At 71.7% G+C, this 26390-nt stretch carries 11 protein-coding genes; 8 read left to right on the top strand and 3 right to left on the bottom strand.

Features of this window, described 5'->3' with window-relative positions:
- Window positions 1-6: 6 nt before the first annotated feature.
- Genes ACZ4TG_RS03885 through ACZ4TG_RS03875 form a run of 3 tightly spaced genes read right to left on the bottom strand, consistent with a single transcriptional unit; the run spans window position 7 to window position 3149 of the window.
- Complete coding sequence (locus ACZ4TG_RS03885; protein ID WP_468159717.1) at window positions 7-921, bottom strand: alkaline phosphatase family protein; 915 nt, start codon at window positions 919-921, stop codon at window positions 7-9.
- Window positions 911-2881 (bottom strand): S9 family peptidase, encoded by a 1971-nt coding sequence (locus ACZ4TG_RS03880; protein ID WP_468159716.1) that lies wholly within the window; start codon window positions 2879-2881, stop codon window positions 911-913. Before ACZ4TG_RS03880 ends, ACZ4TG_RS03885 begins: the two co-directional genes overlap by 11 nt.
- The gene (locus ACZ4TG_RS03875) at window positions 2871-3149 is read right to left on the bottom strand and encodes an acyl carrier protein (protein WP_468159715.1); all 279 of its coding nucleotides are present in this window, start codon (window positions 3147-3149) and stop codon (window positions 2871-2873) included. The genes ACZ4TG_RS03880 and ACZ4TG_RS03875 overlap by 11 nt, the downstream gene beginning before the upstream one ends.
- A gap of 543 nt (window positions 3150-3692) precedes the next feature.
- Between ACZ4TG_RS03875 and ACZ4TG_RS03870 the strand changes: the two genes are divergently transcribed.
- From ACZ4TG_RS03870 to ACZ4TG_RS03835, 8 genes are all read left to right on the top strand, one after another.
- Window positions 3693-4655 (top strand): ABC transporter ATP-binding protein, encoded by a 963-nt coding sequence (locus tag ACZ4TG_RS03870; RefSeq protein WP_468159714.1) that lies wholly within the window; start codon window positions 3693-3695, stop codon window positions 4653-4655.
- The gene (locus ACZ4TG_RS03865) at window positions 4652-5419 is read left to right on the top strand and encodes an ABC transporter permease (RefSeq protein ID WP_468159713.1); all 768 of its coding nucleotides are present in this window, start codon (window positions 4652-4654) and stop codon (window positions 5417-5419) included. The genes ACZ4TG_RS03870 and ACZ4TG_RS03865 overlap by 4 nt, the downstream gene beginning before the upstream one ends.
- Window positions 5416-6216: an ABC transporter permease gene (locus ACZ4TG_RS03860; protein WP_468159712.1), complete on the top strand. Its 801-nt coding sequence runs from the start codon at window positions 5416-5418 to the stop codon at window positions 6214-6216. Before ACZ4TG_RS03865 ends, ACZ4TG_RS03860 begins: the two co-directional genes overlap by 4 nt.
- Before the next feature lie 106 nt (window positions 6217-6322).
- Complete coding sequence (locus ACZ4TG_RS03855; protein ID WP_468159711.1) at window positions 6323-11854, top strand: type I polyketide synthase; 5532 nt, start codon at window positions 6323-6325, stop codon at window positions 11852-11854.
- A complete protein-coding gene (locus ACZ4TG_RS03850) occupies window positions 11851-12675 on the top strand; it encodes an SDR family oxidoreductase (protein WP_468159710.1) in 825 nt (274 codons plus the stop codon). Before ACZ4TG_RS03855 ends, ACZ4TG_RS03850 begins: the two co-directional genes overlap by 4 nt.
- Window positions 12672-15791 carry a non-ribosomal peptide synthetase gene (locus tag ACZ4TG_RS03845; RefSeq protein ID WP_468159709.1) on the top strand — a complete coding sequence of 1040 codons (3120 nt, stop codon included), beginning with the start codon at window positions 12672-12674 and terminating at the stop codon, window positions 15789-15791. The genes ACZ4TG_RS03850 and ACZ4TG_RS03845 overlap by 4 nt, the downstream gene beginning before the upstream one ends.
- A complete protein-coding gene (locus tag ACZ4TG_RS03840) occupies window positions 15788-20884 on the top strand; it encodes an amino acid adenylation domain-containing protein (protein WP_468159708.1) in 5097 nt (1698 codons plus the stop codon). Before ACZ4TG_RS03845 ends, ACZ4TG_RS03840 begins: the two co-directional genes overlap by 4 nt.
- Before the next feature lie 9 nt (window positions 20885-20893).
- Window positions 20894-26389, top strand: coding sequence for a type I polyketide synthase (locus tag ACZ4TG_RS03835; RefSeq protein ID WP_468159707.1), 5496 nt, complete (start codon window positions 20894-20896; stop codon window positions 26387-26389).
- Window position 26390: the final 1 nt, after the last annotated feature.

Genomic DNA, 26390 nt, shown 5'->3' with positions numbered 1-26390 from the left:
CCCGCTTCACTGCCAGATCTCGCTGATGGGTTCTGCGCCCGCTGCGTTGCCCGAGTGCTGGAGGCCGTACATGTCCTCCAGCGTGCGCAGCACGCCGTAGTGGTTCAGCAGCCGGCCGTAGTTGCCGGGCTTGACCATCGGGCCGTGGAAGACGAGCGGGATGCGGGCGTCCTCGCGCGTTCCCTCGTCGAAGGTGACGACGAGGAGGCTGTTGTTGGCCGTTGCCCAGCGGGCATAGGCGTCCAGGTTGGCCTTCAGCCAGCTGTCACCGACGGCGATCGTGCATCCCTGGTCCTCGTTGTGCATGTCGTTGCACAGGTCGGGAACGACGAAGGAAACGGTCGGCAGGGTCGAGAAATCGCTGGGGAACGCGCTGAAGGGCTTGTTCGTCGAGGGCGGCAGATTGGCGAACCCGGCCCACGGATTGTGCTTGCGGGCGTAGTTGCCGGACGTGCACTCGTCGGAGCCCTCGTGCGGGAGTCCCTCCGAGTAGCCGGCGAAGCCCAGGTTCTTGTCGAGCAGGCTCCGGCCCAGGTTGGGGGCGTCGACCTTGTCCGGGTAGCAGTTGTTGTCGGTCCTGCCCTGGTTGCCACCCGAGAACATCTGGTAGTAGTTCGGCTGGCTCGCGGGGGAATTCGCGAGCATGCGGGTGAAGCTCGCGCCGCCCTTCGCCAGCTCGTTGATGTACGGGGCCTGCGGGTTGCCGATGATCCGCGTGTACTGCTTGTTCTCGAAGACGACCACGACGGTCTTCTCCGGCCGCGGGAGCGCCTTGGCGGGCGCCGCAGGGGCGGTGGGCGGCGCCGCCGGTCCGGACGTGCAGCCGGTGAGGGCCAGACCCGCCGCCACGACGAGGCCCGCGAGCCGCCGGGCCGTCGTGCGGTGCTTCCGCCGCCGGTGCGGGGTGCGCTCACTCGGCATGGGTCACCAGCCAGTTCACGATGCGCTCGGCGTAGTCGAGCTGGTGCGAGAGGCGCCCGTTGTACATGAAGAGGTGGCTGGCCTCGGGGTAGCGGACGAATTCGACCTCGCACCCCTGGCGCAGCAGTGCCGTGTGCCACTCCTCCGACTGCCCGACCGGATTCGCGAAGTCGTACTCGCCGTGGACGATCAGGGTCGGCGTGCGGACGTCCTCGGCGTACGTGAGGGGCGACGAATCCCGGTAGACCTCGGGAACCTCGTAGGGGCTGCCACCCATCTGCTCCGTGATGAAACCGGATATGCCCGACGAAGTACCGTACAGGCTGAGCCAGTTGGAAATGCAGGCGACAGAGATGCCCGCGGCGAAGCGGTTGGTGCGCGCGGTCAGCCAGGTGGTCATGAACCCCCCGTGGCTGGACCCCATCACGGCGACCCGGGCGGGGTCGGCCAGACCCCGTTGCACGAGGGCGTCGACTGCGGCGAGGAAGTCCTCCTCCTCGCTGAAGCCGAGGCGGCCCATCGCCGCCCGCATGTATTCCTCGCCGTACCCGTCGCTGCCCCGCGGGTTGAGCAGCAGGATGTTCCAGCCGCGTTCCGCGAGTACCTGGCGGTAGAGGTAGTACGGGGAGAAATTGGGCCGCCAGGCGTTGTCGGGTCCCCCGTGGATGTCCACCAGCAGCGGTGGCGGCGTGCCGTCGGCGGAGTCGGCTGCGCGCACGAGGTAGCCGTGCAGGTCCACCCCGTCGGCGGTGCGCGCAGCGAAGGGCTCGGCTTGCCGGATGCGGGCCCGGTCGAGGGCGGGGTGCAGATCGGTGACGCGCACGAGTTCGGGCGAGGCCGGGTCGAGCAGGTGGATGTCGCCGGGGTTCGTGCCGTCGGACACGGCCACGGCGAGCAGCTTCCCCCCGGCAGCCTGGCTGAGGGCGGTGACCACGGTGGCGGGACCCGACAGCAGGGGCAGGGGCCGGGTCTCGCCGGCAGCGAGGCGGTACACCCAGGTGCAGCCCTGCTCGCGGGCACAGAAGATGAGGTCGCCGTTCTCGGTCCGTACGACGGACCCGGCGCCGCCGGACGAGGGGACCAGGACGCGCCGGTCGAATCGGGGCAGCAGGTCCGTCGCCCGGCCGCTGTCGAGGTCGAGCCGGAAGAGCGTGGTGAGCCGGTTCGGGCCCGGCAGGTGCTGGCCGGCCAACAGCAGAGTGCGGCCGTCCGGCTCCCATGCCGTCCAGCTGACGGTGCCGTTCCAGTCGGCCGCCTGTCGGACGGTCCCGTCGGCGACCTCGACGATGAACGGGCGGGTGATCCGGTCGAGTTCGCGTTCGGGGTGTCGGGCGGAACTGAAGGCGATGCGGCTGCCGTCCGGCGACCAGGAGGGGGCGTGCACGTCGTAGTCGCCGGACGTGAGCTGCCGCACTTCACCCGTGGAGACGTCCACCGTGAAGAGGTGGCGGCGGATGGCCGGGACCAGCCCGACGCCGTCGGCCTTGTACGACAGACGGCGCACGACGGTCGGCTCGTGCGGCTTGCGGTCCGCCAGGTCGGTGGCGGCGAAGTCGGGTGCGAGGAAGGAGATCAGGCGTCCGTCGGGCGACCAGCTGGGCTGGCTGACCCCGCGGACACCGGGCAGGAGGGCGCGCGGTTCACCGGAACCGTCCGGCTGGATGCGCAGGGCACCCGCAGCCCGGTCGCCGGAGGGCGCCAGGTAGGCGAGGGCGTCGCCGAGCGGGGACCAGCGCGGCGAACCGGCCCCGGTGGGCGCGGCGGGCCGGTGTGTCAGGCTGCCGTCCGCGTCGGCGAGCCGGAGTGTGGTGACGACGCGGTCGAGCGCGGCCGCGGATTCCTTGACGGTGAACGCGATCCGGGTGCCGTCCGGATGGAGCTCCACTTCACCCGGCAGCTGATAGTCCAGGAGGTTGTGCAGGTGCAACGCCTTCGTCCCTTCCCGCGCGCTACTCGTCATCGGCCCAGTCGGGCAAGGAGTCGAGAGCGTCGGCCACAGCGGTGGGCGTCGACAGGGTGACGACCTCCAGCAGGCTGATGTCTTTGTTGAATCTCTTACGAATTCGGGCTCGAATCCTGACGGCCTTCAGCGAGGTCCCGCCGTGGGCTTCGAATCCACTGGCGGCGTCGAGTGACTCGTCCTTGAGGACGCTCTGCCACATCGCCACCAGTGTGCTCAAGGGTTCATCTGCCGGAGCGTCCCCGTCGTGATGCGTGGAAGTGATCATTTGGTGTTTTTCCCGGTTTCCGCTCGATTGCGGCAGCCTGTACGGCGGCTGGAAATAGAGGAATGAAGGTCCGGCGGAAGGCGGCCGGAGCGCGCACCCGGGTCCCCGCGTCAGATCGCGCGCCAGGGGGAGGTGGCCTTGAGGATAAGCACAGTTTCCGGCCGGTAACAACCTTGTCGTGATGATGCGTTGTGTGCGTCATGTGACGAGGGTCACGGCTCTGATCTGCGACTTTGTGCGTAGACTCCGATCGACCAAGTCCACGGCTGATGACCGGTTTTCAGTCGCGGGGCGGCACCTTGGGTGCAACGGGGCCAACCGGACATTCGACTCATCTTTCGTGAGTCTTCTTGTGTTGCCCAAGGAGCCGTCGAGTTCGCTTGGTTGCCGCAGAGGCTGACCACCTCATGCGCAAATCAATTGCAGTGTGAACCTTTTCGCGGAGGCTTAGGCCTCACGTGTCTTCATTTCATGAGTAAACGCTTGGGGGGCGTTGCTGTGCATGCTGGCCATTCTCTTGAGGAGAGTCCCGGCGGCAGACCTTTGGCGATCGAAGTGCGCGAGCTGACCCGGATCTACAAGGACACCGGGCGCAAGTTTCGCAAGCAGGAGCCGAAAGTCGCTCTGGATTCGCTCTCCCTGACCGTGCCGCAGGGTGAGGTGCACGGCCTGCTCGGGCCCAACGGCGCCGGCAAGACCACGCTGGTGAAGGTGCTGTGCACCGTCCTGCTTCCCACCGCGGGCGAGGTCCGGATCATGGGCCACGACGTGGTGCGGGAAGCCGCGCGGGTTCGCTCGTACCTCGGTGTCACCTTCGGTGGCGACCGGGGGCACCACTTTATGTTGACGGCCCGTCAGACCATGTCTTTCTGGGGCTCGATGTACGGACTGACCAAGAGCGAGACAGAAGCTCGGGCCGAGGTGCTGCTCGGCCGCTTCGGCCTCCTCGAACGTGCGGATTCCCGGATCGAGACCTACTCGCGCGGCATGCGCCAGCGCCTGCACCTGGCGCGTGCGCTGCTCGCCGATCCGCAGGTGCTCTTCCTCGACGAGCCGACCATCGGTATGGACCCGGTGGGCGCTCTGGACTTCCGCAAGCTGATCCTCTCCCTCAAGGAGGAAGGCAAGAGCATCGTCATCACCACCCACGACATGGCGGAAGCGGAAGCCGTGTGCGACCGGGTCAGCCTCGTCGACAAGGGCAGGATCATCGCCAGTGAGACACCGGAAACCCTGTCGCGCTGGCTGTCCGAGTACGAGAACGTGGATGTCGACGATGCCGCCGCGGACGTACTCGCCGAGGTGGAGATGCTGCCGGGCGTCATCGGCGTCCACGGCCGGCCCGGTGGAGGGACGCGTATCCAGCTCGGTGCCGACGGCGCCGCGGGCCGAGTCCTGGCCAAGCTCGTGGCCGCAGGCTGCACACGGCTGCGCACGGTGCGGCCCGACCTGAGTGACGTCTACGTCGCCCTGCTCGAGGACCGGAAGATCGGCGTCGGCCGATGAGAGGACTCCGGGCGGGGTTCTGGTTCCAGTGGATGACGTTCCGGGCCCGGATCGGAAGCGTCACGATCCTGCTGGCCATTCCCTTCTACGTCATCAACTTCCTTTCCATAGTGGAGGTTTCAGGGCGCACCGATCTGTATGCCGCGGTCGTCCTGGCGCCCGCGCTCTCCGGCATCTGGTCCGTGGCCCTCGCGCTCGGGGCCAACAGCATCACGAGCGAGCGGGGCCATGGAACGCTGGAGTTGATCGTCAGCTCGTCCGCTTCCGTCAAGGCCTACCTCTGGGGGCGGATGCTGGCATCCGCGGCCGTCGGCCTCCTGGCCTTCGCGGAGTCGTGGCTGTTCGCGATCGCCGTCGTGGACCTTCCGCCGGTGATCTGGCACCCCGTCTGGTTCGCCGCGGCCATCATGGGAACCGCGTTCGCCACCGTGGCCACCTCCGCCGTGCTGGCCGCCGTCGCGGCCCTGTCGCGGGCGCCGGACGCCCAGCAGAACTTCCTCAACTACCCGATCTTCGTGCTGGCCGGCATCTTCACGCCGGTTGCCCTGCTGCCCGTCTGGGTCCACCCGATCAGCCGCCTGATCTTCCTGTCGTGGGCGGCGGACCTGCTGCGCGAGACGCTGAGTCCGAACGAGCTCGCCAACCCGTGGCTCCAGCTCGGCGCCGTACTCGCCCTCGGAGCCGTCGCGTTCGCGAGTGGCGGATGGCTCATCTCGTTGATCATGACCAGGCTTCAGAAGACCGGAAAGTTGATTGCAGGATGACACGTGCTCTCAGCGTGTGGCCCGTGGTGCGCGAGTCCGCGATCGCCGGGTACCACGAATTTCGCGTCTTCTTCACGCTCAGGCTCTGGCTGGGCGGCTGGGTGGTCCGGCTCTTCTTCCAGGTCCTGTTCTTCTCCCTGGCGGGCCTCTACGTCGCGGGAGACGTCCAGATCTCCTTCCTCCTGGTCGGCAACGCCCTCGCGGTCCTCGCGCTGGAAGGCGCCGTAGTCGCCCATGCCGCATCCGCCGAGCGTGATCAGGGGACGCTCACCAGCCTGGTGCTCAGCCCGGGCAGCGTCGTCGTGAGCATGTTCTCCCGAGGGCTGCTCAGGATCGGCCTGGCGACCGCCAGCTCCACCATCGTCCTGGTCACCGTGCTCGCCGTGATGCGCCTGGACTTCCCGTGGGTGCGGCTTCCCGCGCTGCTGCCCATCCTGGTGATCGTCGCGTGCTCCTGCTACGGCTACGGCTGGTTCTTCGGCGCCCTCGTCTACAAGTTCCGTAATTTCAGGGACACTTCCACCAATCTCGCCTACCTGCTGATCACTATGATCTGCGGCGTCAACGTCCCGATCGACTACTGGCCGGGCCCCGTCCAGCTCTTGGCGCAGTTCCTTCCGCTCACCCACGGACTGCTCGCCGTGCGCGGACTCCTGGGTCAGATTCCTCCGGTCGACGTGCCCCTGCACCTCCTGGCCGAAATCGCCATCGGCGTGGGCTGGCTGTCCCTCGCGGGACTGTTGCTGCACCTGTTCGTCGAATCCGACCGGTCCACCGGGCGCCTCGAGCTCTCCTGACCGGCCCGGGCCGCCGCGCCCCCTCTCCTCTCCCTCAGATCGCAGCGAGTCCGGCCTGCCCTCACCCGGCGGGGGATGACTCGCGTTCACATCAAGGAGTCTGATCATGAAACCGCTGGAGCCCATTGCCGTCATCGGCATGGCCGGAAGGTTTCCCGGCGCCAGCGATCTCGATCAGTACTGGAAGAACCTCGTCGAGGGCCGGGACTGCATCGCCGATCTTGACGAAGAGACCCTGCTGGCCGCAGGAGTGCCCGCCGAGGAACTCGCCGATCCCTCCTACGTCCGGCGCCGGCCGCTGATCGCCGACGTCGAGGCCTTCGACGCTCCCGCATTCGCCATGACCCCGCGCGAGACGGAGATCCGCGACCCGCAGCAGCGGCTCTTCCTGGAGACCGCGCACTCCGTCCTGGAGCACGGCGGCTACGACCCGCGCACGTTCGACGGTGGCATCGGTGTCTACGCCGGCACCAACGTCAACCGGTACCGCATCGACCACGTCGAAGAGCCGGACATCGTCGACAGCGTCGGCTGGATCGCCCTGGAGATCGCCAACGCCCCCGACTACCTGTCGACGTTCGTCTCCTACAAACTGGGCCTCAAGGGCCCGAGCATGACGATCCAGACCGCCTGCTCCACCTCGCTCGTCGCCGTTCACATGGCCTGCTCCGGCCTGCGGATGGGCGAGTGCGACATGGCCATCGCCGGCGGTGCCAACCTGGAGATGCCGCTCAACCGCGGTTACCAGTACATGGAGGGCGGGATCTCCGCCCCCGACGGCACCCCCAGGCCGTTCGACAAGGATGCCGGCGGCACCAACTTCGGGAACGGGGTCGGTGCCGTGCTGCTCAAGCGCCTGTCCGACGCCCTCGCCGACGGGGACACCGTCTACGCCGTGATACGCGGCTCGGCGATCAACAACGACGGCGACCGCAAGGTCGGCTTCAGCGCACCCAGTCCCTCCGGCCAGACGGCCTGCATCATCGAGGCCCTCACCAACTCCGAGACGCCGCCGGAGACCATCTCGTACGTCGAGGCACACGGCACGGGAACCGTGATGGGCGACCCCATCGAGGTGGCCGGGCTGACCGAGGCGTACCGGTCCGTCGCCGAGCAGCCCCTCGCGGCCGGCTCGTGCGGCCTCGGGTCCGTGAAGTCCAACGTCGGTCACCTCGGCCAGGCCGCGGGCATATCCGGACTCATCAAGACCATCCTGGCCCTGGTCAACGAGCAGATCCCGGCGAGCATCAACTACTCGGTTCCCAACCCCAAGTTGGACCTCGCCAACACGCCCTTCTACATCAATTCCGAGCTCCGGCCCTGGCCGCGAACCGCGGACGCCCCGCGCCGCGCGGCGGTCAGCTCGTTCGGTATCGGCGGAACCAACGCCCACCTGATCCTCGAAGAGGCGCCGAGCCGGCCCGCCACCCCCGCGCCGGGCAAGCCCGAACTGATCGTGTGGTCGGCCGCGGACGACGCCGCGGCCGAAGCGCTGCGCGACCGTCTCGCAGGACACTTCGGCTCCCTCGCCGAGGACCGCTTCGCGGACACCGCGCACACGCTGCGGGTCGGCCGGTCGGCGCGGCGCGTGCGCGCGGCCGCCGTGGCGGGCTCCGCGGCGGAGGCGGCCGGGCTGCTGCGGGACACCGCGCAGATCGTCCGGGGGGACAAGGTCAAGCGCGACATCACCTTCCTCTTCCCGGGACAGGGTGCCCAGTTCCCGGCGATGGCCCGCTCCCTCTACGAGTCGGTGCCGCTGTTCCGGCAGGGCTGTGACCGGGCCTTCGACGAGCTGGAGCCCCTCCTCGGCCGGGACCTGCGCGAGCTGTGGCTCTCCGACGCCGATCAGGACGCCATCTCGGAGACCTCGGTCGCCCAGCCGCTGCTCTACGTGATCGGCTACACCTGGGCGCACTGCCTCATGCACTGGGGTGTCCGCCCGGACCGGCTCGCCGGACACAGCATCGGAGAGGTCGCGGCGGCCGCCGTCGCAGGCGTCTTCAGCTTCTCCGACGGACTGCGCGCCGTCGCCGCGCGTTCCACCCTGATGCAGGACATGCCCCGCGGCGGGATGCTCGCGGTCGCGGCGCCGCAGGAGGCACTGGCTCCGTACATCGGCGGCGAGGTCTCGGCGGCAGCCTTCAACGGACCCCGGCAGTCGGTCCTGGCCGGGCCGCAGGAGGCGCTCTCCGAGATCGCTGAGCGCCTGCGTGAGGCCCGCATCGCCTGCCGTCCGCTCGGTACCTCGCACGCCTTCCACTCCGCGATGATGGGACCGGCCGCCGAGGACTTCGAGAAGTTCCTCGCGTCCCTCACCCTCAACGCGCCCCGCATCCCCTTGATCTCCGGCGCGACCGGCGCCGAGCTCACCGCCGACGAAGCGGTCTCGCCCGCCTTCTGGGCCCGCCAGCTGGTCGAGCCGGTGCGCTTCTCCGAGGCGGCCTCGACGGTACTCGCGGGCGGTCCCACGTTCCTGATCGAGACCGGCCCCGGACAGACGCTGTCCGCACTGCTGCGGTCCCGGCCCGAGGTCCGCTCCGGAGAGTCCGTCATCGCACCCTCCATGGCGCAGGAGGAGCCGGACGAGACGGGCGGCGACCTGCTCCAGCTGTCCCGGACCCTGGGCCGGCTGTGGGTGGCCGGGGTACCCGTCGACTTCGCCCGCCTCGACGCCGCCTCGGACGCCCAGCGGGTGGCCGTGCCCGGGTACCCGTACCAGCGCAAGCGCCACTGGATCGAGCGGAGCTCCGTACGCAAGGCCCGCCAGACGCCGGTCGAACCCGTGGCCAAGGCGCAGCAGGCACCGTCCACCCCCGCCGAAGCCGCACAGAGCCGGCCGGCCGCCGAACCCGCCGCGGAGGCAGTGGTGAACGATCCGGTCTCCGAGACCACGTGGACGCTCGGTTCCCTGGAATGGATCCGCCGCAGCACTGGTATCAGCCCGGTCGCGGACGCCGAGGCGGACGGCACCACCGCCGTGACCGTCCTGCCGGCGGGCCGGGAGGACGCCGTTCTCATGCGGACGGCCCTCCAGCAGGCCGGGTACCACACCGTGCGCGTCCGCGCAGGCGACAGCGACGACGAGGGCTTCGACCTCGGGTCCGAGCAGGCGTGGGACGAGCTGTTCCAGCGCGCCGACGAGCGCCGCCCGTCCACGGTCGTCGCGTACGGCGCCCTGCTCGACGCCGGCGACACCGTCACCCTCGACACCCTCGACGCGCAACTCGAGCGGGGCTTCCACGCCCTGCTCGGCTGCGCCAAGGCGATCAGCCGCGCCCAGCGGCGACACAGGCGTCCGGTGACGCTCGCGGTCCTGGTCCGCCACGCGGTCGACGTCACCGGCGCCGAATCCGTCAACCCGGCATCCGCCATGGTCGTGGGCCTGACCCGGACCATCGAGCAGGAGTACCCGAACATCCGCTGCGTGCTCCTGGACGTCGCCCCCGACACGCGTGTCGGGGCGCTGAGCGCCCAACTGGCCACGCTCGACGAGCCGTTGCTGGCCCTGCGCGGCACCACCCTCTGGGCGCCCGTCCTGCGGCCGCTGGAGCGCACGGCCCGTCCCGGCCGCCTGCGGCTGCGCCAGCGGGGTGTCTACCTGGTGACCGGCGGTCTGGGCGGTATCGGTCTGACCGTCGCCAACGCCCTGGCCGAGACCGGGCTGCGGCCGCGGATCGCCCTGCTGGGCAGGTCCGGCATGCCCGACCCCGCCACCGAGCGGGGCCGTACCGTGGCCGCCGCGGTGGCGGAGATGGAGGAAGCGGGCGCGGAGGTCGTCGTCGTACGGGGCGACGCGAGCGACCTGGAGTCGCTGCGCGCCGCCGTGTCCGAGGTCGAGACGGTGTTCGGCGCCGTCCACGGTGTCGTGCACAGCGCCGGCCTCCCCGGGGGCGGCCTCCTGGAGCGCCGGTCGCGCCGGGACATCGACGCGGTCCTCGGTGTGAAGGTCCGCGGCGCCCTGGTCATCGAGGAGGTCTTCGCGTCTCGTGCCGAACTCGACTTCCTGACGCTGTTCTCCAGCCAGGCGGGTGTGGTCGGCCTTCCCGGCAGCGGCGACTACGCGGCGGCCAACGCGTTCCTCGACGCCCACGCCCGGGCAGCCACCGGAGACCGGTGGACCGTGGCCATCGACTGGCCCGGCTGGGCCGAGGTCGGCATGGCGGCCCAGTCGGACGTGTCCCTCACGCTGCTGACCGGGGCGGACGACCCGCGTCCGACGGCGAACCGCTCCGAGAACGAGGGTGAGTTCCGCCGCGTGCTGACTCCTGGCGAGAGTTGGGAGGTCGACGAGCACCAGTTCGACGGCCACCCCGTTCCGCCTGGCACCGCCCTGCTCGAACTGGTGGTCACGGCGGCCCTCGAACAGCGCATCCATGCCCCCGGCACCCCGATCGAGCTGCGTGAGAGCGTCTTCCTGGCGCCGGTCAGGCCCTCCGGCCCGACCGAGTTCGGCGTCGTCTTCTCGCCCATGGCGGGCATGCACCGGTTCCGGGTCCAGACCCGCCCTGCCGGCACCGACGAGCCGTGGACCCTCCACGCCAACGGCGTCCTGGCCACTGCCTCGATCCCGCAGCCGGCACCGGTGGAGATCTCCGAGCTCACCTCCCGGTTCGAGCCGATCCAGAACGTCGGCCTCACCAACTGGATCAGTTTCGGACCGCGCTGGAACACCGTCGGTCCGGTGTCGGGCACCTTCACCGAGCGCGTGGCCCATCTGCGCCTGCCGGAGGAGTTCCAGGAGGACGTGCAGACGCACCCGTTGCACGCCGCCCTGCTGGACGTGGCGACCGCCCTGCTGCCGCTGAGCGAGACCGACGCCAAGTACATCCCGTTCCTCTACCGCCGCCTCACCTTCTTCGGCCCGCTCCCCGCGCACATCGTCGTGCACGCCAAACTCGGCGACGGGGAGAAGGGCGTACGGACCATGGACTTGGACCTGTACGACCCGGCATCCGGCGAACTGCGGGTCAGCGTGGGCAGCTTCACGCTGCGCGAGGTGCAGCCGGAGGACTTCGTCCGCGCGCTCGCCGAGCCCGCGCGCCCGGCCGCCCGCCGCCCCGCACCGCAGAAGAAGCCCCAGGCTCCGGCCGCCGTCGTGGCCGCCGCGAGCCCGGCCGACCGGACCGGACCGGGACTGCTCAGCCCGCTCCAGGGCGCCGAGGTCTTCCTGGAGCTGGTGAACGGCTCGTACCCGCCGGCGGTGATCGTCGACGCGCCCGGCCCCCGGATGCGGGCGCGTGCTCTGGCTTGGACCGACACGGCCGCGCCCCCGGCCACCGAGCTCCGTCAGGCACGCACCGTGCCGACGGCCGTCGCGCTTCCCGTCGCCCCTTCCGCTCCCCAGGCCGCTGCCGCGCCGCTCGCGCCCGTCGTGCCTGCCGCGCCCGTCGCGTCGGCCCAGGCCGGAGGCGTCCAGGAGGTCATGGCCGGTCTCAAGGAACTGTGGAGCGAGGCCCTCGGCATCGAGCAGATCGACGAGGACGAGGACTTCTTCGAGCTCGGCGGGAACTCCCTCGCCGCCGTCCAGCTCATCGCCCGCATGAAGGAGCGCTTCGGCATCGAACTCGGAGCGGGCAGCATGTTCGAGCTGAACACCATCCGTCTGCTCGCGGACGAGATCGTGCGGGAGACGGCGTGAACATCCGGCGTTTCTACTCGGCGGACCTCCTCGCCGGTGAGGTGGCCGTGGTCACCGGCGGGGGGTCGGGCCTCGGCTACGCCATCGCCCGGGACCTGGTGGCCTGCGGAGCCGACGTGGTCATCACCTCGCGTTCCGCGACCCGGCTGGAGGAGGCCGAGCTGCGGATCGCGGAGGAGACCGGACGGCTGTGCGCGGGCTTCCCCTGCGACGTCCGCAACGACGACGAGATCGCGCGCCTGCGCGACTACGTCAACAGCCGGTTCGGCAAGGGCAGCATCCTCGTCAACAACGCCGCCGCCAACTTCCACATGCCCGCGGAGCGCATGACGAGGCGGGCCATGGAGACGGTCGTCGACATCGACCTGATGGGCACCTTCGCGGTGACCCGCGCCTTCGTGCCCGACATGATCGAAGCGCGCCGCGGAGCCATCCTGAGCATCACGGTTCCCTCCGTGTACCGCGGCTTCCCGGGCTTCTCGCATGCCGGGGCGGCCAAGGCGGGGATCATCTCGCTCACCGGCTCGTGGGCGCGCGAGTGGGGCCGCCACGGCATCAGGGTCAACGCCCTGGCGCCGGGCCCCGTCCCCACGGAGGGCGTCACCGTCAACATGCTCGGCAAGGACGCCGCGGACGTACCCGGCGCCTTCGCGGAGCACAGCGACGTGGCGGCGCTCGGGGGCCTGGGGACACCGGAGCAGATCGCCAGCGCCGCGGTGTTCCTCTGCTCTCCCGCGGCCAGCTGGATCACCGGCGTCAACCTCACCGTCGACGGCGGCATGGAGCTGAGCACCCCGTTGCACAGGCCGGTGACCGGATGAGCCCGAGCGACACCGCACTCTCCCGCAAGGAGCAGTCGATGTGGCTGTTCCAGAAGTTCTCGCCCGGGCGCGGCGTCAGCAATGTCCCGATGGCCTTCCGCCATCAGGGAGCACTGCGCTGGTGGCCGTTGCAGGAAGCGGTCAACGGGGTCGTCGCGCGGCACGCCGCCCTGCGCACCGTGTTCCCCCAGGGGGAGCAGGGGCCGACACGCCGGCAGCTCGACGCCCGCGACGTCGTGCTGGACGTGGAGGCCATCGCCTCCACGGAAGCGACCCTCGAGGCCGACCTCGCGGCCTTCGCCGCCCGTGCCTTCGAGATGGACGGCGGGCTGCTCGTCCGTGCGGCGCAGTTCCTGCTGCCCGAGGGCGGCGCCTTCTGCTTCGTGGCACACCACCTCGTCTTCGACCGCGTGTCCGCAGTGGCCGTCGCCCAGGAGATCGCGGCCGCCTACGACGCGTTCGCCGCAGGAGCCACGGAGCCGCCCTGGCCGGCCGGATCCGGTGCGGTCCACCGGGAACCGGAACCCGACGAGCGCGACGTGCGCTATTGGCGTGAGCGCCTGGCGGGCGCGGACGGCGCCACGATGGACCTCGTCGTGGGCCAGGCTCCGCCGGCCGAACCGACCTTCGCCGGCGCCCGCAGCGTCCATGTCCTGGAGCCCGCCACCGTGCGGGGCCTGGACGAGCTGTGCCGGGATCTGAAGGTCACCGAGAACATCGTCATGCTGGCGGCGTACCTGCTGCTCCTGCTGCGCCACGGCGCCGGACCAGACCTGGTGGTCGGCGTCCCGGTGAACAGCCGCCGGCGCAGGGAGGACGCCCAGGCCGTCGGCTACCACGTCACGACCCTCGCCCTGTGCGTCACCGCAGATCCGACCAAGGGCTTCGCGGACCTCGTCCGTTCGGTCCGCGACGCGTTCCTCGGTGCACTGGAACACTCCTCCGCCTCGTTCGAGGACGTATGGCGCAACGACAGCGGCACTGCCGACTGGCGTGCGCCACTGTTCCGGCACATGTTCAACTTCTTCCCGTCCAGCACCGGCACCCTGAACATCGACGGGCGCCCTCTGGAGATGCTGGACATCGATCCGCACAGTCGGATGGACCTCGAATTCGTGGTCACCCCGCACCACGGCCGCAAGGCGGTGACCGCGGTCCACAGCACCGAGGTCTTCCAGCCCGCCCAGGTCGCAGGCATGCTGCAGCGCTACGAGCTGCTCATCCAGGCGGCCGCCGGGGAGCCGGAGCGGCCGCTGGCCGCGCTGCCCCTCCTCACCGCGTCCGACGCGGCCGTGCTGGCCGCGGCCAACGACACCGCGCGGCAGTGGGCCGCCGCGGAGCCCACCGTGCTCGACCGCGTCGTCGGCGCTGCCGGACGCGCGGCCCAGGCCCCGGCCTTCATCGAGCCGGACGGTTCGCAGCTGACCTACGCGCAGCTGCTCGGGCACACCGAGCGGCTGCGCGGCAAGCTCGCCGCCGCAGGCGTCCGCGAAGGGGACGTGGTCGCGCTGGCCGCTCCCCGCGGCGGGCTGCTGGGCGCGGCCGTCCTCGCGGTCTGGTCCCTGGGCGCCGTCTACCTGCCCCTCGACCCGACGCATCCGGCCCAGAGGCTGTCGTTCCAGCTCGACGAGGCCGCCGTCGGGGTCGTCGTCACCGACGGGGGACCGCTGCCCGAGGCCGTGCTGGCCGGCCGTACCCGGCTGTCCTGGGAGGCTCTCCCCGACGAGGGCCTGCCGGAGGCGGACCCGTCCGCCTGGATGCGCCCGGAGCAGGACGCACCCGCGTACGTGATCTTCACCTCCGGGTCCACCGGACGTCCCAAGGGCGTGCGCCTGTCGCACCGCAACCTCGCCAACGTCGTGCACTCCTTCGGGGAACTGCTCACCGTGACCGAGGCCGACCGGATGCTGTGGCTCACCACCTTCGCCTTCGACATCTCGGCGCTGGAGGTGCTGCTGCCGCTCGCCAACGGCGCCTGCGTGGTGACCGCGCCCGACGAGGCCCAGACCCGTCCCGACGTACTGGGAGACCTGCTGCGGCGTCACGAGGTGAGCCTGGTACAGGCGACCCCGACGACCTGGCGGCTGCTCGCGCCCCGGATGCGCGGCGCCCTCGACGGCGTACGCGTCCTCTGCGGCGGCGAACCGCTGTCGACGGTGCTCACGCACAAGCTCCTCGCCACCGGCTGCCGGCTGTTCAACGTCTACGGGCCGACCGAGACCACCATCTGGTCCACAGCGGCAGAACTGCGCGCGGACACGCTCACCGACCCCGTGAGCGTCGGCGTCCCCATCGCCAACACCGCGGCGCTCGTGGCCGACCCTGCCGGATCCCCGGTCCCCGTCGGCCTCCCCGGCGAGTTGTGGCTGGCCGGCGACGGAGTTGCCCTGGACTATCTCAACCGCCCGGAACTGACCGCGGAACGCTTCGTCACCGGCCCGGACGGCAGACGCCACTACCGGACCGGCGACATCGCCCGGCTGCGTGCCGACGGGACCCTGGAGCTCCTCGGTCGCGGCGACCGGCAGATCAAGCTGCGCGCCCACCGCATCGAACTCGGCGAGGTCGAGGCCGTCGTCGAGGAGCACCCCCGGGTCGCCGCCGCCGCGGTCGTGGCCCGCGGCGACCTCGACGCGGACGGCCACCTCGTCGCCTTCGTCACGGCGCACGGCCCCGCCGACGGGCTCGCCGACCAGCTGTGGCAGCACCTGCGGGAGCGGCTGCCGGCCTACAGCCTCCCCGCGCGCATCACCGTGCTCGACCGGCTCCCCACGACGAACAACGGCAAGACCGACTACCGGGCGCTGCCCGCCGCCGAAGCCCCCGACGAAGCCGGGCGGACCGCCGGCTCCCCTGCGGACACGGATGCGGACACGGATGCGGACCGGGTCACCCTGATGCTCACCGGACTGTGGCGCGAAGTGCTGGACAACCCCCGACTGACCGCCCGGGACAATTTCTTCCTCAACGGTGGCCAGTCCCTCCTCGCAGCGCAGCTGACCGCGCGGATCGAGGAGTCGACCGGGACGCAGCTCGGCCTCCAGGCAGTGTTCCAGGCCCCCACCCCGGCCGCGATGGCGGGCCGTCTGCGCGCGCTCGCGGGAGGCCGCCGATGACCGTCGAACCGCGTCCGGTCCTGTACGGACAGCGCGTCCCCTCGCCCGCCCCGCAGGGCATCCCGGGCCTGATCCGGGAAGCCGTCGAGGCGGGCCCGGACCGCATCGCCTGTGAGGACGCGGACCGCGCCCTCACGTACCGGGAACTCGACCGGCTCAGTGACGCGTTCGCCGAGCAGCTGGGGGTCGACCCCGGACAACGGCCCGTGGCTCTGCTCATGCACCGCGGCGTGGACGTCCTCGTCGCGATGACCGGCGTGCTCAAGGCCGGCCGGCCCTACCTCCCGCTCGACCCCGAGGAGCCGGAAGCCCGGCTCGCCGGCATGGTGCGCGACGCCCGCCCCGTTGCCGTGGTGTGCGAAGCGGACCTGCCGCGCCGGGACTGTCTTGCGGCGCTGCCGCACCACACCGTGGGACGTGACGTCCCCGCGGACGCGCACCCCCGGCCGCTGCCGCACCCGGATCCCGACACCCCTGCGTACGTGATGTTCACCTCCGGGTCCACGGGCGAACCCAAGGGAGTCGTCCAGGGCACGTGGGGCTTCGTCAACCGGCTGCGCTGGATGCGCGATCAGTACGCCGTGACCCCCGAGGACCGAATCCTTCACAAGACGCCCTACACCTTCGACGTCTCGGGATGGGAGCTGTTCCTCCCCCTGGTGAGCGGCGCGCGGTGCGTCATCGCCGCCCCCGGCGCGCACCGCGATCCCGCCGCCCTGGTACGCCTGATGTCCCGGGCGCGGATCACGCTGTGCCACTTCGTCCCGTCGATGCTGGCGGAGTTCCTGCGCCACCCGGGGGCCGCCGAGGGCCTGGCACCGCTGCGCGCGGTCTTCTCGAGCGGCGAAGCGCTGCCGCCCGGCCTCGCACACCGGTTCCACCGGCTGTCCCGCGCCGAACTGCACAACCTGTACGGCCCCACTGAGGCCGCCATCGACGTGACGCACTGGCGGGTGCCCCGGGAGCTGACCCCGGACGGCCGCGTCCTGATCGGCGCACCGATCGACAACGTCACGCTGTACGTCCTCGATGCCACCGGGCGTGCCGCTGCCGCCGGTGAGCCCGGCGAACTGTGGATCGGCGGGCCGGCCGTCGCCCGCGGCTACACGGGCCGCCCCGACCTCACCGAGGCAGCCTTCACGACGGTGGGCGCCGAACGCCGCTACCGCACCGGAGACCTGGTACGCGTACGGGACGGGCAGCTCGAGTACCTGGGCCGGCGCGACGAGCAGGTCAAGGTCCGTGGCGTCCGGATCGAACTGCGCGAGGTCGAGGCGGCCCTGGCCGCGGCCCCCGGCGTGGAACACGCCGTCGCCACCGTCGTCCGGGACACCGCGGAGGACACCACCGACCTCGTCGTCGGCGTCACCCTGACCGCCTCGGACCCCGGCGGGATCGCGGCGGACCCCGAGACGGTCCGGGAGCGGGTACGCGAGCACCTGGCGCGGCGGCTGCCGGCCGGCTGGCAGCCCAGCGGCATCCACCTCGTGCGTCGCCCGCCCGTCAACCGCAGCGGCAAGCTCGACCGGCACGCGGTGCGCGCCACCCTCACCTCCTGGTGGCAGGGCCGGCGCTCGGCGGTCCCGGCCCTGCCGGACGACACGCTCGCCGTACTGTGGCAGCGCACCCTCGGCGCCCCCACCGTCACCGAGGAGCAACGCTTCCTGTCCCTGGGCGGCCACTCTCTCGCCGCAGCCCGGCTGGTCGGCGCAGTGCGCGCGGCCTGCGGGGTCGACGTCCCCCTCTCCCTGCTGCTCTCCGACAACGCGACCCTCGCGGAACTGCGCCGCTTCGTCGCCGCGGCCCCCCGCGAGGACCAGGGCCCGGCCGAAGCACACGGCCCCGGCGCCCGGGTGCCGCTCGCGCCCGAGCAGCGCAGGCTGTGGCTGCTCGGACGGCTCTTCCCCGACTCACCCGCCTACAACGTCGTGACCGCCCTGCGGCTGCGCGGCGAACTCGACGTACCGGCTCTGCGCGGCGCGCTGGCAGCCGTCGCGGCCCGCCACGACATCCTCTGCTCGCGCATCGTGCAGGACGCCGACGGCGAACCCCTCCTCGAACACGCACCGGGCGCCACCCTGCCCCTGCACGTCGAGGAACTCCAGGACGAACTCACCGAGTCGGCTGAGGACGCCCTGCTGCGCGACTTCCACACGAGGGTGCTGCCGGACGACACGGCCCCCATGGCGAGGGCCGCGCTGTGGTACTCGCCCGGCGCCGGGCACGCGCTGCTCACCCTCGCCTTCAACCACCTGGTCGCCGATCAGCGGACCGTGGACCTCGTCCTCGCACAGTGGGCCGAGGCGTACGCGGAGCTGCACACCGGCGCCCGGCCCGCCGACACCCAGGGCCCCTCCTACCGGGCGTACGCCCTACGGGCAGCCGCCCGCGAGGGCTCCCCGCGCCGGCAGGCCGACCTGGACTACTGGCGCGAGGCCCTGGCGGACGCGCCACGTCAGCTGAACCTGCCCTTCCGGGGGCAGCGTCCGGTCGTGCCCGCCTTCGGCGGCGCCGACCACGTCGTGCACCTGGGCCGCGAGGAGAGCACCGGCATCGACGCCCGGCTCGCCGGTCGGGCGGCCACCCCCGCCGGATTCTTCCTCGCCTGCCTGGCCGTGGTACTGGGCAGGTGGGCGGGGGAGGGGACCGTCGTCATCGGCATGCCCGCCTCACGCCGGCGCTCCGACGAGGAACAGGACCTCGCCGGCTTCCTCGTCGACACCCTGCCGGTGCGGATCGACCTCGCGGCCGACCGGGGCTTCGGTGACCTGCTGGGTCATGTGACCGAGCAGTACACCAAAGCCCTCGACCATGCCGGTCCCACCTTCGACTCCATCGTCGACGCCCTGGACATCGGCTCCCGACCGGACCGCAACCCGCTCTTCCAGGTGTGGTTCAACGATCTGACGCAAGCGGCCCCGGCACCCGCCGTGCCAGGGCTGCACACCTCCTTCCGGCGGGTGCCCACACAGTTCTCGCTGTTCGACATCGGGCTGTACGTCCACCGTGACGCGGACGGCGGCTACGTCTGCCAACTGGTCTGGGACCGCGATGTGTTCAGCCGTGACGTGGCGGTCGAACTCCTCGAATCCTGTCTGCGCGTGGCACGGCAGGCGGTTCGCGACGACGCGCGGCCGCTGGCCTCGCTCAGCCTGCGCACCGAGCGGGCGGACGCGCTGCTCCCGGTCGCGCCCGACGACTCCCCGCCCCCGGCGGGACCGCGCACCAGCCCGCTCGCCGACATCCTCCAGGCGACCGGCCGGCACGGCGCACTCCCCGCCCTGGTCTCCGCCGCCGGCGTCCTGGACCACGCCGCCGTGGCCAGGCTCGTCGCACGGCTGGGCGGCGAACTCGCCGCCCGGGGCATCCGGTCCGGCGATACGGTCGCCGTACGCGCCGAACGGCATCCGCTCCTGCCCGTGGCGCTGCTCGCCGTCTGGTGGGCGGGCGCCGCGGTGTCCGTGGTGGACGCCGCACTGCCCGCCGCCCGCCTGCGGGCCTGCGCCGACCGGGTGCCCGCCAAGGCGGTGCTGGTCTTCGGTGACGACAGCGCGGCCTCGGGGACGGCGCTGTCCGTGCCGAGGCTGCTGGACGGCGGGGCCGGGTCGGCTCCCGCCGCCCCCGTGACGGCCGAGGGGGGCACCAGCCACTACCTCTTCACCTCGGGTACGACCGGAGAACCCTCGGCCGTGGCCGTTCCGCACGGCCCGCTGCGGGACTTCCTCCGGTGGTACGTGCGCGAGTACGGCTTCGACGCCTCCGACCGGTTCGCGTTCCTCGCCGGCCCCGGCCACGACCCCATGCTGCGCGACGCACTGACCCCGCTCCACGTGGGCGCCGCCCTGTACGTGCCCGAGCCGGGGCTGGTCATGGCGCCGGACCGGCTGTTCGGCTGGCTCGCCTCCACGGAGGTCACGGTCGTGCACGCCACGCCGGCCCTGCTGGAGCTGCTGGCCGCCGCGCACGCGTCGCGGCCCGCCGACCGGCTCGGCGCGCTGCGCCTGCTCGTGGTCGGCGGCGCCCCGCTGAGCGCCGGGCTCGTCCGCCGGGTCCGGGCGTTCACCTCGGCCCGCATCGTCAACGCGTACGGCACGACCGAGACCCCGCAGATCGTCGCCCGGGCGGACGCCGACCCCGGCCCGGACGTCCCGGACGCTGCGGTCCTTCCCGTGGGCCGGGCCGCCCACGGCCATCAGGTCGTCGTACTGGACTCCCTGGGACGGGTCGCCGGACTGGGGGAGCGCGGAGAGGTGGCCGTCCGCGGCCGCAACCTCGCTTCGGGATACGTAGGGCCCGGCAGGCCGCGCCCCGGTTTCACCGACGACGCCGAAAGCGGTGTGCGGACCTACCGCACGGGGGACTTCGGTCGCTATGACACCGAAGGCGCTCTGCACATCGAGGGGCGCTCGGACCGGCAGGTATCCGTCAACGGACACCGGGTGGAACTCGACGAGATCGAAGCCGCTGCCCTGCGCCACCCGGCGATCCGCCAGGCACTCGCCTCCGTGGACGACACTCCCGCGGGTCCCGCCCTCACGCTGCGCGTCGTCGCGGTGCCCGGCGCGGAGCTGCCCGCCGACAGCGTACGAAGGCACCTGCGCGGCATCCTGGCGCTCCCGGCGGTACCGGGGGCCGTGCTCGTCGACGGGCGCCTCGCGCTCAGCGGAAACCTCAAGGCGGCCGCCCGGGCGGGGGACGGGCACGGTGAACGGCGCCCGCCCGGACCGCGGCCGGCCGAAGCGACGCCGGCAGCCCGACGGATCTCGGAGCTGGTGCACGAGACCCTGCGACGTGAGATCGGCGCCGACGAGAACTTCTTCGACGCGGGCCTCGACTCGATTTCGCTGGTTCGGCTGCACGCGCGGATCGCGCAGTCGCTGAACCGCACCGATCTTCCGGTGACCGCGATGTTCCACTTCCCGAACATCCGGTCGTTGGCACGCTTCCTGAGCGGAGAATCCGCCGCCCCGGAAGGAGAGGAAACTCCCGCACGATCCGGTTCCGGTGTCCGCCTGGACGCCGCCTTCCTGACTCAGGTCGTGAAGGCACGCCGTGACGTCCGTGAGCGGATTCGTATGGAGAGCAAGGAATAAGGAGTGGCAATGATGCTGGAACCCATCGCGGTCATCGGTCTCGCGGGAAGATTTCCCGGTGCGTGCAACGTGCAGCAGTTCTGGCTGAACCTGCGCGACGGCAAGGAGTCGGTCTCGTTCCTCTCGGACGAGGAGCTGCTGGAGGCCGGAGTCCCGGCCGAGTGGCTCACGAACCCCGCGTACGTCAAGGCCCGGCCCATGCTTCCCGGGATGCGCGACTTCGATGCGTCCTTCTTCGGCATGACGCCCCGTGAGGCGCAGCTGTGCGATCCCCAGCTGCGGCTCTTCCTGGAATCGGCGCACGGCGCGATCGAGAACGCGGGATACGACCCGGCGACGATCCGCGAGAGCGTCGGCGTGTTCGGCTCGGCCACCGCGAACGAGTACGCGGCCCTGAACATCCGGAGCCACCCCGACTACGCGAACAGCCCCGGAGAGATGATCTCGGCGTTCAACAACGTCGACTACCTGGCCACCTTCAGCTCGTACAAGCTGAACCTGCGGGGGCCGAGCATGTCGGTGGTCACCGCATGCTCCAGCTCCCTGGTCGCCGTCCACCTGGCCTCCCAGGCCCTGCGCCTCGGTGAGTGCGACCTCGCACTCGCGGGCGGGGCAGGCGTCGAACTGCCCTACGGGCACGGCCACTGGTGGACCCCGGGCAGCGTACGGACCAAGGACGGCCACTGCCGCCCCTTCGATGCGCAGGCCACCGGCACCATCTTCGGCAGCGGAGCGGCCGTGGTGATGCTCAAGCGCCTCTCCGACGCCATCGCGGACGGCGACTCCATCCGCGCTGTCATCCGCGGACTCGCCGTCAACAACGACGGTTCCGACAAGGTGAGCTTCAGCGCCCCGAGTGTGGCCGGGCAGGTCGCCTGCATCCAGGAGGCGCTGACCCTCGCGGACCTGCGGCCCTCCGACATCTCCTACGTCGAGGCGCACGGCACCGGTACCGCCCTCGGCGACCCCATCGAGGTCGCGGCGCTGCGCCAGGCATGGTCGACGTACGACGGCACCGAACTTCAGCCCGGCTCCTGCCCCATCGGTTCGGTGAAGTCGAACGTGGGTCACCTCGGGCCGGTGGCCGGTATCGCCGGACTGATCAAGGTGATCCTCTCGCTGGAGAACGAGCAGCTGCCGGCCAGCATCAACTTCACCGAGCCCAACCCCAAGCTGGAACTCGAAAAGACGCCCTTCTACGTCAACGACCGGCTGAGCCCCTGGAAGCGCGACGCGTCGGCGCCGCGCCGTGCCGCGATGAGCTCGCTCGGCATCGGCGGCACGAACGTGCACGCGATCATCGAGGAGGCGCCGGCGACGTCCCCGGCCCCGGAGGACGGCCGGCCCCGCGTCGTCGTCTGGTCCGGCAAGTCCGTCGAGGCGGAGGAAGCCCTGCGCGCCAAGCTCGCGGAGGACTTCGGCTGGCACGGCCGCCGTCACTTCGCCGAGTCGGTGGCGACGCTGCAGCGCGGCCGCGCCGCCCACAAGGCGCGCGGCGCCGTGGTGGCGCAGAGCGCGGAGGCGGCGGCGCGGCTGCTGGCGGCCGATGGCGACAGCGGCGTTCTGCGCACGAGCCCGGAGCGCAGCAAGCCCCGTACGGCGCCCAAGGCGCGCCCCGTGGCCTTCCTGTTCCCCGGCCAGGGCGCCCAGTACCCGGGCATGGCCGCCGGCCTGTACGGCGTGGACAAGACGTTCACCCACACGCTCGACACCTGCTTCGAAATCCTCGCGGAACAGGGTCTGGACCTGCGCCCGATGTGGCAGGACAACCAGGACGCGGCGACGCTCGCCCGCACCGAGAACGCCCAGCCCCTGCTGTTCGCCGTCGAATACGCGCTCGCTCGGATGTGGCAGTCCTGGGGCGTCGAGCCCGCGGTCCTGGTCGGCCACAGCGTCGGTGAGATGGCCGCAGCCACCATCGCCGGAGTCTTCGAACTCGGGGACGCGCTGCGCCTGATCGTCCTGCGCTCGCGTGCCATGCAGAACATGCGGCCCGGCGCGATGCTCGCCGTCGCAGCGCCCGCCGAGAAGCTCCGCGACCTGCTCGGCGACGAGGTCAGCCTTGCCGCGGCCAACGGCCCCGGCGAAACGGTGCTCTCGGGCACGCCCGAGGCGCTGGCGGCCGTACGGGAGATCCTGGCCGACCGGCGCGTCGCCGCCAGTGCCCTGCCCGCCTCCCACGCCTTCCACAGCCCCGCCATGGCACCCGCCGTCCAGGAGTACCTGGCCGGATTCTCCGACGTCACCCTGAACGAGCCCCGGATCCCGCTCTACTCCGCCGCCGCGGGGGCGCTGCTCACCGCCGGTGACGCGCTGCGCCCCGAATTCTGGGCGGAACAACTGGTGAACCCGGTCCGGTTCGGCCAGGCCCTCGACGCCGCCCTGGCGGACCAGGACCTCGCCCTGGTCGAGGTCGGCCCGGCCCAGACGCTCACCGGCCTGGCCCGCCGGCTGCCCGCCCTCCGGGAGAAGCGCAGCATCGCCGTCCCCTCGCTGCCCCGGAACGCCGAGCGCGGCGAGGACGACCTCACCACCGCCCTCACGTCGCTGGCCAAGCTGTGGGTGGAGGGCCAGGACGTCGACTGGGCCGCGGTGGACCAGGACAGCCCCCTGCGGCGTGTTCCCGTCCCCGGCTACGCCTACCAGCGCACCCGGCACTGGATCGAGTCGCAGCAGCTCAGCGGCCCCGTCGCCCAGGTCGCCGGCGTCTACGGCGCGCCGCCCGCAACCGCTCCCGCCGTGCCGCCCACCGCATCGGCGGCCGCGACCCCGGAGCAGCCCCCCGTGGAAGCGGCACCGGCCGCCGCGCCGCAGTCGCCCGCATCGGAGGTGTCCCCCTTCGGGATCCTCAGCTGGGTGGAGGAGCGCCGCGAACCGACCCGGTCGGAGCGCGCCCGCAATGTGCCGGCGCTCGCGCTCCTTCCCGAGAACCCGCAGCGCGCCCTGGCCCTTCAGCTCGTCCTCCAGCGCAGCGGCTACCGCCCGATCCGGGTCCGCCCCGGCTCGCGGTACGAGGTGAAGGGCGAGGAGTACTGGGTGCGCCCCGGCGAGCCGGAAGACCTCGGCAAGGTGATCGCCGACGTCACGGCGCGGGGCCTGGCCCCCGAGACCCTGGTCCACGCGTGGTCCGCGGACACCTGGAACGCCGCCGACACCGACAGCGTCGACGAGCAGCTCGACCTGACCGTCCACAGCCTCTTCGCGCTGATCCAGCAGGGCACGCGCAGCGCGGTACGCGGCAAGCTGCCGTCCCTGCTCACCCTGACCACCCGTTCCGTCGACCTCACCGGCACCGAGGCCACCGACCTGGTCAAGGCCACCCTGCACGGAATCGTGCGCACCGCCGCTCAGGAACTGCCCGGAGTGCAGTGCACCCTCGTCGACGTGGCCCCGGGCACCCCGGACGCCGAACTGGTCGACGAGATCCGCAACGCGGCCGGCGGCATCGTGGCCCTGCGAGGCCTGCGCCGCTGGACCCGCCGCGAACTCCCCTTCACCCCGGCTCCGGAGAACACCGAGGTCATCCGGCCCCAGGGCGTCTACCTGGTCACGGGCGGACTCGGCGGACTCGGACTGGAGGTGGCGGGCCGGCTGGCCGGCACCGGCATGCGGCCCCGTATCGTGCTGCTCGGCCGTCGGGGCCTGCCGCAGGACACCGCGGCCGATCCGGCGTTCGACACGGCGCGCGCCGCGATCGCGGAGATGGAGGCCCTCGGCGCCGAGGTGCGCGTCCTGGCCTGTGACGTGGCCGACGAACGCTCCCTGCGCCGGGCCCTGGACACCACCACCGCCCACTTCGGCCGGATCGACGGCGTGCTGCACCTGGCCGGCCTGCCCGGCGACGGCATGATCCACTTCCGGAGCCGCGCCCAGGTGACCGAGATACTGCGTCCCAAGATCCAGGGCACACTGCTGCTGGAACGGCTGCTGCGCGAGCGGGGAGCCCTGGACTTCTTCATCTCCTTCGCCAGCCGGGCCGGCGTCGGCGGGCTCGTCGGCAGCGCCGACTACGCCGCCGCCAACGCCTTCCTCGACGCCCACGCGACGGCTGCCACGTGGACCCGCGCCCTGAGCATCGACTGGCCCAGCTGGGCCGAGGTCGGCATGGCGGCCGACTCCACCGCCGACGTCAGCAGCCTCGCCGACGTCAGCGCCGTATCGGAGCGCGTGCGCGACCAGGCCGTCGAGTGGGAGACCACCGTGGCCGCCGACACCCACTGGGTCCTCGATGAACACCGGGCCGCCGGGGTGGCGCTGCTTCCCGGCACCGGCCACCTCGACCTGCTGCTGAGCGTGTTCCGGGACAAGGTCGCCCCGAGCACCGAGTGGCAGACCGTGCGCTTCGCGGACGTGGTGTTCCGCCGTCCTCTCGTGGCCCGGGAACCGCGCCGGGTCAAGATCACGTACACCCCCGACGGGGCGAGCTGGACGTTCGCCGTCGATTCGCAGCCCACGGCCCGGCCGCGCGGGGCATGGACCACGCACGTCACCGGACGGATCGCGACGGCGGAAGCCGCAGCCCGCCGGGTGGACCTGGACGAACTGCGGAGCAGGCTGGAAGAGCAGGAGGCGCCGGCCCGCCGCCCCGCCCACAAGCGCCTGTTCACCCTCGGACCGCGCTGGCAGAACGCCGGACGGACCTGGGCGGCCGACGGCGAGAAGCTCGTGGAGATCACGCTCCCCGAGGCGTTCGCGGGTGACCGGGTCGAACACCCGCTGCACCCCACGATGCTGGACACGGCCACCGCCTCGGCGCGGGACGCCGCCGAGCCGTTCCACCTGCCGTTCCTCTACGGCGCCCTCTCGGTGTACCAGGCGCTTCCGCAGCGGCTGCTGAGCCACATCCGGCGCCGCCCCGAGCCGACCGGCACGATCACCGCCGACATCACCCTGATCGGTGAGGACGGCCTGGTGATCGCCGAGATCGAGGGCTTCACCATGCGTCTGGTGGAGGGGAGTTCCTTCCTCGACACCCCGGAACCGGCTGCGCCGGCCGGGCAGGCGAACCGCCCGGTGGACGGTGTCGGTCCGCAGCAGGGCGTTCAGCTCCTCTTCGACCTGCTCGAGAGCCGGACCCCGGCCCAGGTGACGGTCCGGCCGTACCGCGACGGCCGCCCGGCCGGCCTCGACCCCGTCTTCGCCACGTCGGCGACAGGGCTCGCACCCGGCGTGCCCGCTGCCGCTGTCACCTCCGCTCCGCCCGCCACGGCGGAGCCGGCGCGGCCGCAGGCCCCGGCCCCCGTCCCGGCGGCCCCGCCCGCCCCCGGCGCCGCGGAGGCCTCGGTCGAGGACCGGCTGCGCGGAGTCTGGGAGGCGGTGCTGGGCTCGATGACCATCGAGCCCGACGACGACTTCTTCGACCTGGGAGGCAACTCGCTGACCGCCGTCGAGATGATGTCCCGCATCCGGGACGCCTTCGCCGTCGAGCTGAGCATCGGGTCCCTCTTCGAGTACCGCACCCTCTCCGCGCTCGCCGGCGTGCTCCGGGACCAGGGAGCGCACTGAA

The organism is Streptomyces sp. NPDC028314 (assembly GCF_055565795.1).
The sequence above is the reverse complement of the archived record's forward strand: the minus strand, read 5'-3'. Positions and strand labels throughout refer to the sequence as shown.

Bases quoted from the DNA above. Each gene is read 5' to 3' on its own strand.
- ACZ4TG_RS03885 (WP_468159717.1), bottom strand. From the start codon at position 921: ATGCCGAGTGAGCGCACCCCGCACCGGCGGCGGAAGCACCGCACGACG.
- ACZ4TG_RS03880 (WP_468159716.1), bottom strand. From the start codon at position 2,881: ATGACGAGTAGCGCGCGGGAAGGGACGAAGGCGTTGCACCTGCACAAC.
- ACZ4TG_RS03875 (WP_468159715.1), bottom strand. From the start codon at position 3,149: ATGATCACTTCCACGCATCACGACGGGGACGCTCCGGCAGATGAACCC.
- ACZ4TG_RS03865 (WP_468159713.1), top strand. From the start codon at position 4,652: ATGAGAGGACTCCGGGCGGGGTTCTGGTTCCAGTGGATGACGTTCCGG.
- ACZ4TG_RS03860 (WP_468159712.1), top strand. From the start codon at position 5,416: ATGACACGTGCTCTCAGCGTGTGGCCCGTGGTGCGCGAGTCCGCGATC.
- ACZ4TG_RS03855 (WP_468159711.1), top strand. From the start codon at position 6,323: ATGAAACCGCTGGAGCCCATTGCCGTCATCGGCATGGCCGGAAGGTTT.
- ACZ4TG_RS03845 (WP_468159709.1), top strand. From the start codon at position 12,672: ATGAGCCCGAGCGACACCGCACTCTCCCGCAAGGAGCAGTCGATGTGG.
- ACZ4TG_RS03840 (WP_468159708.1), top strand. From the start codon at position 15,788: ATGACCGTCGAACCGCGTCCGGTCCTGTACGGACAGCGCGTCCCCTCG.
- ACZ4TG_RS03835 (WP_468159707.1), top strand. From the start codon at position 20,894: ATGATGCTGGAACCCATCGCGGTCATCGGTCTCGCGGGAAGATTTCCC.